The organism is Rhizobium sp. FG113, from assembly GCF_057809895.1.
Genome location: NZ_JBMDKV010000009.1, coordinates 36,109 through 48,223, shown reverse-complemented (window position 1 = coordinate 48,223; position 12,115 = coordinate 36,109). Strand labels below are relative to the sequence as shown.

General features: G+C 58.3%; 9 protein-coding genes. 1 reads left to right on the top strand and 8 read right to left on the bottom strand.

The features are described from left to right. The first annotated feature begins 51 nt into the window (after positions 1-51). A complete protein-coding gene (locus ACODTZ_RS20235; protein WP_489027566.1) occupies positions 52-1,065 on the top strand; it encodes an acyltransferase family protein in 1,014 nt (337 codons plus the stop codon). Here ACODTZ_RS20235 and ACODTZ_RS20230 read toward each other — a convergent pair. Genes ACODTZ_RS20230 through ACODTZ_RS20195 form a run of 8 tightly spaced genes read right to left on the bottom strand, consistent with a single transcriptional unit; the run spans position 1,033 to position 12,113 of the window. Continuing rightward, a complete protein-coding gene (locus ACODTZ_RS20230; protein ID WP_489027564.1) occupies positions 1,033-1,839 on the bottom strand; it encodes an SGNH/GDSL hydrolase family protein in 807 nt (268 codons plus the stop codon). The genes ACODTZ_RS20235 and ACODTZ_RS20230 overlap by 33 nt on opposite strands. 55 nt (positions 1,840-1,894) lie before the next feature. Continuing rightward, complete coding sequence (locus tag ACODTZ_RS20225; protein WP_489027562.1) at positions 1,895-2,899, bottom strand: hypothetical protein; 1,005 nt, start codon at positions 2,897-2,899, stop codon at positions 1,895-1,897. After that, a complete protein-coding gene (locus tag ACODTZ_RS20220; protein ID WP_489027560.1) occupies positions 2,899-3,924 on the bottom strand; it encodes a hypothetical protein in 1,026 nt (341 codons plus the stop codon). Before ACODTZ_RS20220 ends, ACODTZ_RS20225 begins: the two co-directional genes overlap by 1 nt. Next, positions 3,921-7,601, bottom strand: a complete 3,681-nt coding sequence (locus ACODTZ_RS20215) for a host specificity factor TipJ family phage tail protein (protein WP_489027558.1) — start codon at positions 7,599-7,601, stop codon at positions 3,921-3,923. Before ACODTZ_RS20215 ends, ACODTZ_RS20220 begins: the two co-directional genes overlap by 4 nt. Before the next feature lie 15 nt (positions 7,602-7,616). Beyond that, positions 7,617-8,027: a C40 family peptidase gene (locus ACODTZ_RS20210; RefSeq protein WP_489027556.1), complete on the bottom strand. Its 411-nt coding sequence runs from the start codon at positions 8,025-8,027 to the stop codon at positions 7,617-7,619. After that, positions 8,027-8,530 carry a DUF1833 family protein gene (locus tag ACODTZ_RS20205; protein WP_489027554.1) on the bottom strand — a complete coding sequence of 168 codons (504 nt, stop codon included), beginning with the start codon at positions 8,528-8,530 and terminating at the stop codon, positions 8,027-8,029. Before ACODTZ_RS20205 ends, ACODTZ_RS20210 begins: the two co-directional genes overlap by 1 nt. Then, on the bottom strand, positions 8,527-8,877 hold the full coding sequence (locus tag ACODTZ_RS20200) for a hypothetical protein (protein ID WP_489027552.1): 351 nt from the start codon (positions 8,875-8,877) through the stop codon (positions 8,527-8,529). The genes ACODTZ_RS20205 and ACODTZ_RS20200 overlap by 4 nt, the downstream gene beginning before the upstream one ends. Next, positions 8,874-12,113, bottom strand: coding sequence for a phage tail length tape measure family protein (locus ACODTZ_RS20195; RefSeq protein ID WP_489027550.1), 3,240 nt, complete (start codon positions 12,111-12,113; stop codon positions 8,874-8,876). Before ACODTZ_RS20195 ends, ACODTZ_RS20200 begins: the two co-directional genes overlap by 4 nt. Between the last annotated feature and the right edge of the window lie 2 nt (positions 12,114-12,115).

Genomic DNA, 12,115 nt, shown 5'->3' with positions numbered 1-12,115 from the left:
GAGACCGTGCAGGTTGTGGTGTATCGCTCCGACTAGTTCGCCGGAGGGGCAATGCAGAACAACCGTATTGATACGCTCGATTGGATGCGCGCTTTAGCCGTCGCAGCCGTTGTTGCCGGCCACGCCTATGGCTTCATAGCTCGAGGTGGAGCGGTTGGTGTCAGTGTTTTCTTTGTTCTCAGCGGGTTCCTAATCGCATCGATCTTGCTACGCGATGGGATGATGACGGTTCAAAACATCGCCGTTTTCATGCTGCGCAGAATCGTCAGAATTTATCCGTTGTACGCGCTTCATATTTGCGCGGTAGGGGCTTTTCTCGCCCTTGCAGACCAGAGAAGCTTTCACCTCTTTCAGAAATCAGCGTGGGCGATGTTCACCTTTTCTGGGTTCCCGGGCGAGTGGATAGGTTATAGCACCGGCGTCCTTTGGACGCTTTACGTCGAATTTTGGTTTTACGTCTCGTTCCCGCTGGTCTTGATGGCCCTATCGTTTCTACCCGGGCCTCCGCTGCGAAACCTTTTTGCTGGCTTTGTTTTCCTTGGTGGTCTCTGCGTTGCCTATAAGGCCACAGGCGGCGCGGATGCAGCGTGGATCTACTATGATCACTTCCTTATTGGGGCTGCGGCGGCCGCTGTGATTTCCTTCAAAAAGATCCCTTCCATCTTTGCGGACCGATCCAGCTATATTTTCGGCGTGTTTCTGATCTTGGCGATGATAGCGAAGCACTATCCTGGAGACAGAAATTTAGAGTGGCACATCCAGAGCCTCGTCGCGGCAATCGGCACGGCAATTTTCATTTTGGGAACAACCGCAAGCCCGCCCCGCGTCAGATTGCCAATCGTTGCTTGGGTGGGGCGAATTTCCTATTCCGTCTACCTCGTCCACTCGTTGGTTTTGGACATTTTCATCTCGGTTGCCGATCGGCCGATGAACTTCTCAGAATTTGTCGTCTACACCGCTGTCGTCTTAGCTATCTCAGACTGGACATATCGGCGGATCGAGATGCCTTTCATTGGAAAGGCTCATCAATTTCTACGGTTTAGAACCGCAAAACAACCAACATGAGGATGGCTTCGCCTTCACGGGGTACGGCATCGGAAACAGCCTATTCGCTAGCTCTCCGATCATCACCATATTCATCGCATTGCCCGGGTGGGCGTTGCCATCCCCGAACTCCGGCGTTGGGAGTTGATCCATCCATCCTGCTTCCGCGTGAGCGCGCTGAAATAACTCAAGCGGATCGAAGAATCCGCTGTTGGTTTGCTGCGCGACTTTTTTGAGAGCCCCATTGATCTCGGTCATCCGAGCCAGAGTCTGGTCGTAATCTGGATTCCAATTATTGGCCGGCGTCTGCCCCATCAAGAGGATCGACATGTCGGAGGAGCCGCGCACGGCGCGAATTGCAGCAATAGCGGCCATATGGTTCGCTATTGTCTGCTCCGTGGTCTGGCGCCCACCTTCAGCCTGCAATATCCTTTCGTTCGTCCCGAAGTCCACGATCAGAAGGTTTGTTGATGGCTTTTGGGTTATGAACTCAGTCGCTTTCGAGTGTGCCCATATGAATGAGTTCTGCCCAGACCACCCCTCATACGTCACAACAACAGGATACCCGCGAGCCCCTTCCGCTATAAGTTGGTCAATGCGATAACCTGGCGAAACGCCATACCCCTCTACCTTGCTGTCGCCAACGACATGGATACGGATGGGCGTGCCATCGGCCCGCGCTTTCACCAGTGCGGTGTAAAAAGCGGCCAGGTTTTCCCGCCCATAGAGGGGATCTGCTGCCACAGGATGCCATGAAAGCAACAGCAGAAGCACAAGCTGTATAAATCTCTTCATTCGCGATGCCTATCAGAGTCAAAACTTCAGTCAACTGATGGCACAAAAAGCAGACTTAGGGGATGATTCGCATGCGATCCATATATGCCATAGCGTAGTTCCGGTGTCCTGCCGTGTGGGGGTGGACGTTATCGGGGGAACAATCTCGAGTCACGTCATAGAAATCATTGACGGGGACCGCCTCTACAGGGAAGCCATCTGCTCTCCACTCAGCAATGACGCCATCGATGATTGCATTGGCTTGATCAACGAGGGCTTGGGTCGCACCCGACAGGCCGCCGGCAGTCCAGTTCGCGAGATACGGAACATGCCCTACGAAAACTGGCGCGAATCCCTCGGGTTGAGGAAAGACGAGACAGTCCACGGCGGTGTAGGCGCCCGCTGTTGTCGGCGGGGTAATCTTGATGGAGTGGGGACCGGTTCCGAGGTTGCGGTAAATTTTCGCTGCTCCGCAGTACCCCTCACCGGGAAGAGCCTTGTTATTGAGGAAAAAAACATCAACCGGGCCGCCGTCGATCGATACATCGAGGTCTTTGTACGTTGATCCGAAAGCGACAGGCTCTGTGATGTACGCATGGACCGCGATACGGGGAAAGGTGAAATTAAAGCTCATGCTCGCTGCAGGGTCGCTGGTGTAAAGCCCCCTGGAGCTAAACGATAGCGCTTTTCCGCCGAAGTTTGTCCCGAGCGTGTTCCATGCCCCGATCTTCGAAACACCGGAGTATGAAACAGGAACAGCCCCTCCGGCAAAGGCCGAAGAGAGGAATGCGTCAAGCGCGGCAGGGATGGCATCCAGTGCAACCGCGCCGTATCTTCGAATATCGTTGAGCGGCCCGTCCCATATAACAGGCTTCGAGCGAGCCCCATACGGGTGGTAGGTGTAGCCCTGTTGGGTTATCGACTGAACCCCCGTCCCGCCGATCGCCCGGCTTTCAAGGGAACCGCCGATAAACGCAACCACGGCATTGGAATACCCGTTCCCAGCGCTGGCAACGCTGCCTGCGGCGATGCTGTTGCCAAAAGCCTGTACCCCCGAACCGAATTTTACAGCCTGCGTCATTATTTTATTTCCCCTGTTATGGCGGAACGGAAACCATTCGTAGACCCAGTCCAAGTAGCGGTGCCACCGCCAACCGACCCAAGGAGTGTTATAAAATGATATCCCTGCGTCAGATTGTTTCGGATTGCCGGGGCCGCGAACGACTGACTGTTGTTGGCGTTCGTCGAGCTCGTCAGAATTCCGGCCACCTCTGGCGTCGTTGTGCTATCAACCCCAATAGACGTGACGTTGGCGACACTCGCGCTGCTGTTTGAAACAGAGCCCGTGCCAGCGGCACGTAAAACTTCTCCAGACCAAAGCAGAAACTCGCATCTGATTTCTGAGTTTATCTCTGTAAAGGAGATGCTCGCCGTCGTTCGATCGGCAGTGAAATTCGCAGAAAGCGCGATTGTTGGGGAATTAAACCAGGAGCGGACAAAGCGCTGGTTCGGATTATCAACCCAAGCAGGTCCGGTCACTGGTCTCGCCATGCCGACCAGAGTGCGGGTCGCATCGCCCGTCTTGATCGCCATCCCGGTGGCTGCGTCGATCGCAGAGACCGTCGTTGAGGCCTCCATCGCCATGGTGCCAGAGTTTATGTACGCGTAGATGTAGTAGAGCGTGCCAGGCGTGAGGCTCGTAGCGGCCAATGTTGGACCACTGGCGGGGATGACATAGTGGGCGCCATTGACCGTCAGTAGTCTTCCGTTTTTTCTGGAAAGAAGAAGATTTCCACCCGACAGCGTCAACTGGCACTGCCCATACGCCTGGTCTGACGACGGCGTTACGTTGGCATAGGTCACAACATTTGTTGCGGTATTGACTGTCCAAAGAAGGATATCGTCAGTGCCGTCATAGTGATTGTACTTCACTGTTCCCGCGACCGAGGTGTCTTCCCAGATCATACCCTCTACCGCATAGGCGGGGCGAGCAGATCCAGAATGTCCGGAAATGATCGCATCGAAGTTGTCATCGATGCGCTGCGCCATCACCGTCGGGCTCGCCGGCCCGACGGTTGGCACGCTATAAAGCGTTGCTTGCGTCACTGAACTGTCCCGTATCCTTTCGCGACGTAATCAAACGATCGCGTCACCGCCGTGCCTGATGCATTGCGGAAGATGATGGTGAAGCCGGCTGCATCCTTTGCGGTGATCTCGTAGTAATCACCGGTCTGCAGACCCTGGGCTGAGATGGAGACCCCGCTGAGCGCGAAGTATGGAGGCGTAAAGCTGATCGTCCTGCCGCCCGTCCCGACGGTGAGGTCGTTCTCGGCAAGCACCCGGTCTGGCATGTCGACTGTGACCGCCAAGCCAGTTACGACCGGCGTCACATCGAACTGCAACGACTTCAGGAGAGCGCGGAAGCGATAACCGCGTGCCGAGATGTCGGCCGCAATCAGTTCGCTCCATGCGCTCCAGACAGGCGTGCCGGCTGGGTTGTCGTTTGTGGTCGATATCTCAACCGTGACGTCCCATAGCGATTCAGACGCCGTGCCAAAGAAGTCGGGTGACCCGAACCAATCCGGACGCGAAAATACCTCTTCGCTGGTGAGTTCACCGAATGCGACCACCTCAGCAGACACACGAGAGGTGTAGACCTGCCCGAGATCGATGACGTTGACGAACTCATAGATTCCCTGCGATGGGAAGCCACCACCGGACAGGAAGTAGTCAGGAGGTGCGAAGAAGTCAGTCAGATCGAAAACGTCACCGCCGCTTTCTAGGCGAAGCTGTCCGCTGCTTACGGAGACATCCGTTTTGGTACCGGCAAACGTCGGCGCGTCCTGCATCGCCTCAACAGCGTTGAAGGATGTCAGTGGATCCACCGTCGATGCGATGATCGCGGGATTGACTGAATCCAGCCCAGAGTACGTGACAGCCTTGATCAGATAGGTTCCGACCATGGCCGAGACCTGCACGCTTGTGCCGACGACGTTGTTCCGGAGCTGCGATGAAGTCTGCCAGGTCACGCCGCTGGTGAGCGGTGAGAACCGGATATGGTAATAACTGACCGTCTCGTCCTGCGGATCATCCCACTGAAGCGTGGCCGTATCGCCGGCGATCGAAATTCTGAAGCCTGAAACGTCATCTGGCGGATCGGCGAAGATCGCCGCCACCATTGTCTGAGACGCCCAATCGGAGAGCTGGCCATTGGTAAAGATGGCTCGCACTCGAACGTCATAGACGCCAGCATCTATGCCGTTCAGATCAAGTGATGTGCCAGCTGCGGAAACCGATGGGTTCCAGTTATCGCTGCCTTTGACCGCATACTGAACGATGTAGGACGAGACTGATCCGACCGAGGGAGCGAGCCAGCTCAGCTTGAACGTCGACTGGCCGGACGCTTTCGTCCAGATGGTTTCGACATATGTCAGCTGCTGCGGAGCATAGGCCCGATAGTCAACCAGCGTTGCGATGCCCGTCTCGAATGGCGGGATATCGCCCTTGTCCGCAAGCAGAATGTCGGGTGCGTCATCGACCAGCTCGATCTTAGCAGACAGGTCTGGCTGGGCTGTGATGCCCTTGACGCGAAGAACCACACTATCGAGACCGTTCTCACCGAACAGCGCGAGGTCACCCCGCATCGGCAGGTCGCCAGTGCCGACCAGCGTGAACGTCCTGAAGTCACCGTCAATGCCGGCGACCTGTCGAACAACGCTAGATCCATCATCGAGCCTGAAGCGGATCGAATAGGTCTTCCCCGCCTCCATCGGGAACGTATCGTCGATGACGACCGTATCCGGCGACGAACTGACGAAAGAGACGCGGCCAGCGCCGAGACCCCAAAGAACCGTGTCATGGTTGACGCGAACGCGATCGCCGCGTGTGCAGACGAGGTTCTCGAAGTCCGTCGAGAGCGAATAGGACTCGCGCTGCAAGCGAAGCTGGGCCAGGTGATACCGGCCGTGCTTCCAGATCAGATCCTTGTCAACGACGCCAGGGAAGTCCAAGCCTTCAAACTTGGTGGCGTTGGCTTCTGTGTAGCCATCGTCATAGACGACGCGCTCGTCATTGAGGTAGCCGTTGGCCTTGTTGATGAACGAGACACGGAAGCCATGCGGCAGGTCAGCGTATGCGCGGGTGGACGAGAAGCTCCACGAGTTGCGCGGTGTGAAGTGCTGGACGATCGGGCTATCTTCGACGTCCCATACGACGCCCCACTTGCCATCGCGCAGCGATACAGCCGCCCTACCTGCAGCAGCAATCTGCTGAAGCTGATCGAACACCGACTGCTGGCTTGTGGCCACGATATCGAAAGTGAAGCCCTTAACGCGGCAGTATTCGTGCCACTCCTGGATCCCGGCGAGATCAATCAACGCGTCGGCCACCGGACGAGCGTTGGCATTCCCCTGCAGCACATGCCGGAAGTGGTCGGCGGGATTGCTGGTGGGCTGGCCATCGGCCCAGATCGTGCCGTTCCACGCGCGAATGCGAGGCGTGGCGAGAAGGTTCAACTTGTCGACGACGCCAGAAAGCTCGTTAGTCGCCTTGATCCGCATGGCAATGACAGAGAGAGGCTTGGTGAAATTGATCGCCGGAACCTGCCGGCGCCCGCGCAAGGCGGAGAAGTAGACGACCTCGGACACCTGATCATCGACAAAGGGATTGTCGGACGTCGATTTCCTGACCCTGACGTCATATTTGCCAGAAGGAACCGTCCATGCCACGGTGCGGCGAACCGCCTGGGTAGAGTTGGCCGTCAGGACAACAGATCCACCTGCAACCCAAGCCCCGGAATCTGCCGGCGCGTATTGCACCTCCACCCCGACTGTGTAGTTGACCTTTTGCCCGTTCGAGCTGCGAAGCTGATAGACACCGTTCGGAAAGGCGATATCGACCGAGATCTCTTCGACCTTGTCCGCGGTGGTGCGAGTGGTCCAGCTATCGGCGAACTCCATTGAAACGGAGACGTCTTCTTCATAGACAGGCTGCGTGTAGAGCGTCGGCGGCGTGGCAATGTGATCCTCGATCACCTCCATCGTCACGCCATCAAACTTGCTGATTGGCGTCTCGCCAATCTTGATGTCTGACATCGAGATTGGGCCGTAGCCGACGCAGAAGAGCATGCGCAGATACTGATCGTCACCGATGATTTCGGTGTACGGGCCTGCCGCATAAGGCGGCGAAATGCGATGCGTTCCAAAGATTGTCGGAACGGCGCCGTACTGGGTGGCCTCGTTCTGCGCCCCACCGATCGAGTAGAGCGTCTTGGTGTTGTCGACCTGGCTGACTGGCTTGGCCGGCGGGAACAGCGCGTTCACGATCATCGATCCAGCCATAGACAGGCCGGCGCCGATCAGGCCGGTAGCTACGCTGAACGCAGTGGTGCCCGCCGCAAGACCGAACACCGCAGTCGCCAGATATGGCGCCACAACCGCCGCCACGAGCGCGACGATCGCACCGAGGATCTTGCCGATCGCCTTGCCTCGCGGCACGGCGACGATGTTGACCGTCACGCCAGACTTGGCGCGGAGGCGCGCCCAGTTCGCGCGCGGAATCTTGTGGCCATTTAGCGAGACCACCAGCGCGGACTTCTCCGGGTGGAGACCGGCCTGCGCTGCGCACTCCTCAATCATCTCGCCGACAGTCAGACCGGCCGGGATGCGGAAATGCTTCTTGTCCTGACGGAGCGGCGACGGGCGGATGTAGACATCGACCTTATCGGCAGGCGCAATGATCTCTCCGGCGTGACTGTGCGCCACGACGTTCCGTGCAATCTGCATGTGGGAACCGCCTGTTTACGCCGGCGGCGAACCGTCGGTCTTCAATCTGAAATACCCGGCGATGCGAGAACGCAGCCGTATGTCGTCTAGGCGCACCACAACTGAGGGCTCTGGACCCTCGCTGTGCAGCATCTTGCCAGCTCCGAGGAAGACGCCGACGTGGGTGTTGAACCGCCCTGCCCGCAGCAATACGCCGTCGCCCGGCTGCGGATCCTCGACCTGATCCCATAGCCGATCGATCTCGACGTCCATGAGCGGCCCGATATCCTTGCGGTGGAACTCGCGTTCCCGCATCTCGGCCGAATAGGAAGGGATAGGCGTGCCGAGTTCATCGCGATAGTAAAGGAAGAGCAAACCCCAACAGTCCGCTCCCGCGTAGTCGCGACCGTGAGCCACATAGGGGATGCCTACGAACCTTGAGAGCATCAGAACAATCCCGGAAATGCGCCAGGCGTGAAAAGCCCGGCCGGATAAGGCTCGCTGATGAGTGCGTCCGCGACCAGCGTCGCCGAGATCGAACCTTCGTTGATCGTCACGTCGCCCAACTGCAAAGCAGGCATGACCAGTTCGACCTGATTCAAATCCGATGCCAGCACGATCTCAACGAGCACGTCGGCTGGCGTCGAGATCGACCGCAGCAGCGCGACGAGCGACCGATCGGTGTTATCCATCGTCAGGATAACCCGTGGCGGGCTATCGCTCTTGTCGTCCGGAAGCGTGAACTCGAACGGCAGGTATAAATGCTGGTTGCCGCGGCTCGTCGTGCCGTAGATGAGCGGATCCGCCGATAGACGCTCGGTCGCGTCGCTCGACAGGTAGATCGGCTCGGGGATTTCCTCGTGTGTCACCGTGAGGAGACAGATGACGACCTCATCCGTCTCCTGGGCATTGGCTGCCGAGATGAAGTTCGACGAGACTGTCCGGCTCACGGCAGCACCTCTAGCGTTATCGCCACCTGCCAAAGGTTGGCATCGAGCGTCGCCTTCGGCGGCTCCTTGAACCTGACCAGCAAGTTCGGGCCGCCAAGTCTGTCTGGAAACCAGAAGGCCTTGGCGCCGCCGCTGACGTCTTCCGACCGGAACCGCAGGAATGCGCGATACTGGTCATAAGTCATGACCATCGTGCCGCTCTGATCCCAGACATTCGAGGTGGTGCGTCGTCGGGCCTTTGCTGGCCCGATCGACACTTCGGAATAGATGACGTTGTCAGGCAGCGTTTCTTGATACGACGCCACGTTGAACCGCTTTGGCAGGCTGTCTGGCCAGATTGCTGTCATCGTCTAGCTAGTCCTGTTTTCAAGCCGAACTGCGACTGCACGGCGCCGCGCGAGCGCGAGCCGGGCTTGTTCATCTTGTCGGCGACCATATCGTCGATGACCACGTCGATAGCCTGACCGGAGGCCGTTTTGCGCTTGGTCTGGGAAACCTGCGAGCCGTTGTTGTTGATCACGTTGATCTCGACGTCACCACGGCCAAAGCCGCCTGATGGGGCGAGTGTTGGGGCGACCGCACCAACCACGCCGCCAGCTGCAAAGCGTCCGATCGTGCCATTGTTGATGGCGTGAAGGAGCGCTCGGTGTTTCTTGGACTGCCTGGCGTTGACGATGAACTCTTCGTCCGATGCCATGATCGGAATGCTGTCAGACGTCCCGCTTCCGGGGCCGGTAATCAATCCGCCATCAGCAAACAGGCCGATGCCGCCACTAGCCGCAAGCTGACCAGATCCGGCAAAACTCGTGCCAGCGAGGAAGTTGAGCCAACCTCCACCCCCACCACCGCCTACAGACAGGTTACTTCCGAGCTGATTGAGACCCTTGCCGAACTGGCCGAGCCCCTGCGTGGCATTCATCGACGAGTTAGCCACCTTCCCCAGCGACGAAGCAGCGTCAGTTGCGCGGCGGGCTTGGACGTCCATCGCGTCGACCCAGCTCTTGCCAACACCATTGCTGAGATTGCCCGAAAGCATCTCAAGCTGCTGCTGGCCACCGACAAGGCGCGTGGCACCCGTAGCGAAGCCGACATGGCCGCCCGACTGGCTTGCCCCAAGACCGCGACTCTGCACAAGCACGTCACCCTTAAGGATCTGGCTCGGGTCGATCTTCGTTCCCCAATTGAGGAACGAGTTAGCCACATTCGATCCGCTTCCGCTGACGCCAACTTGCTCCAGCGAGGAGTTGACGAAGGCAGCGCACCAAGCGGTTTGAGCCGCATTCAGGTCAACGCCGCCCTGTTTCAGGAAGGAGTTGATGGATGATGCGTTGCTCGTCTCGTTCTGGCCGAGAAGCGAAAAGGCTTTATCGACAGCACCACTCGCACTCGATGATACGGCCTTGCTCGCCGTTGCGCTGCCACTACCGCTGAACACACTCCCGATGAGGCCGCCAAGCCCGCCACCATTGCTGGCTGCGGCCTGACCGGATCCGCTATTGAGAAACGCGTTGATGATCTGATCAAACAGCTTGTCCCAGATCTTGGCGACCTGGTTCATAAGCGCATTCTCGATCGAATCCGCGAAGGCTTTCCCTATATCGCCGCCGTTGTTGAGCAGCGATGTCCGGAAATCCGTGGCAAACGACTTCAGATCATCGCGCAGCTCGTCGGTTCGTAACGACTGCCTGATCTGGCCCGCTTCCTTGCTTCCCAGATCTTCCGACAGTCCGTATTGGCGGAGCGTCGTGGTGATCTGCTGGTCTTCCTTCGACAGCGAGTTGAACCGCTGCTGCTGCAAAATATCCTGCGAAAGCTTCGCCTTGGCGAGCGCCTCAGAATACTGCTTGTAGAGCTCGACCTTCTTCTCGATCTCTTTGCGCTGTGTCTCGGAGAGCGAGCGTCCTTTGTCCTCGGACTGCTGCATGAGGTCCAAGGCGAAGCGCGCGGCGTCGGCTTCGACGCCGTATTTGCCGAGCAGATCAATCTCCTGCTGCACCTGCGCAATGCGATCGCTGGCAGATTTGAGCAGGTCGCGATAAGCGTTGGCCGCCTTTTGAGCGGCCGTCTCGGCTTTCTTATCGGCTTTGTCGGCGCCCGGTAGTCCTTCCAGCTCGACCAGCGGTCGAGACTGAGGGGTCGGGACATCGAACGTGCGGCCATCACCGTCGGTGACGGTCGGATTCTGGTCCGCGATACGCTTCTTGGCCGCAGCAAGCGCGTCATCAGCTGCGCGAACGTCCGCCTCAGTGCGGGCCGCCTTGAGGGCGTCATCATAGGCCTTCTGGGCTCTCGTGATGTCAGCAAGCGGCGTGGGCGAAATGTCGGACAGCTTGTCGACGGCCTTGACGAACAGATCAATGTTCTTCGCCGTTTGCGCAGCAGCCAGGCCGACGCCATCGATCGTCTTGGTGAGCGGATCGAGCTTTGCCTGCGCATCAAGGCCAGCCTTCGCCGCCTCGCGGATCTCCTTGATGAGTTCCTTGATATTCTCGGGCGTGCCTGACTTATTTTCGATCTCAATCAGTTGCTCGATGAACGCGCGCAGATTGGGGTTCCCAGCCTTGATGCCGGTATCCAACTGGCCGATCGCCACCTGCACAAGGCGGATCGTCTCCGTCGCACCCTGAAAGTCGCTAGCCGGAATGCTCAGCAGTGGTGATTTGGCATCCTTTGCCGCATCGACAATCGCCGACTTATAGAGCTCAACCGAGTCCTTCGTATCCTGCATCAGGATACGTTTGCTCTCCGCCGCGTAGTCTTTCAGGCCTTCCGCTGCCTCTGGCCACGCTTCCTTGATCCGTTGGATCAGGTCGGAGTGGTTCTTAAGCGCGTCGGCCGCCTTGTCGGCCTCATCCTCGGTCGAGCTGAAATACTGAAAAGCAGCCACACCTGCCGCGATGGCGCCGATAGTGACCAGGCTGACCGGGCTGACGATCGACATGAACGCCGCGCCAATGCCCTTGATGGGGTTTTCCATCTGGCCAAGGATGGAAGAAAGCTGCGTACCCTGCTGAAGCGCAACCTGAATGGGATTGCCGTAGGTGGCGCTAACGGCGATATCCTGGAATTGAGCGGCGATGTTCGCCGTCTCAAATCCGCGCACGGCGCCGGTCGAGCCAGGCTTTGCAGCCGGAGTTGCCGCCAGCGCAGCATTGCGACCCTTGATCGCCGCGGTAGATGCTAGAGCGGCCTGCCGCTCCTTGCTGATCGCGGCTGCCATCTCGTTGGCCGAGATTGCGCCGATTGCATGGGCGCGTCTGATGTCGGTGACGGCCTGCTTGTAGTTGTTGATGGTGGCGAAAAGAGGCGAGTAACGAGCACGAAGGCGCTCAAGTTCCTTGCCCTGATCGGCCAGCGCGCCGGTCCACTCCTTCGAGACCTTAGCGCCAATCCCGACCACGCCGTTAATGCGAGACTGAAGCGCGGAAACGGATCCGTCGATCTTGGCGCCGGCGGCCGCATATTTTCTAGCGATCTGGTCGGCCGATGCGCCTACATCAACCGCGAACTTCGCCAAGCCGCGCTGCGCGGCGGACATGTCCGAGCTGACGGTAAAGACCAGATTATTGTCGTTGTCAGCCATCA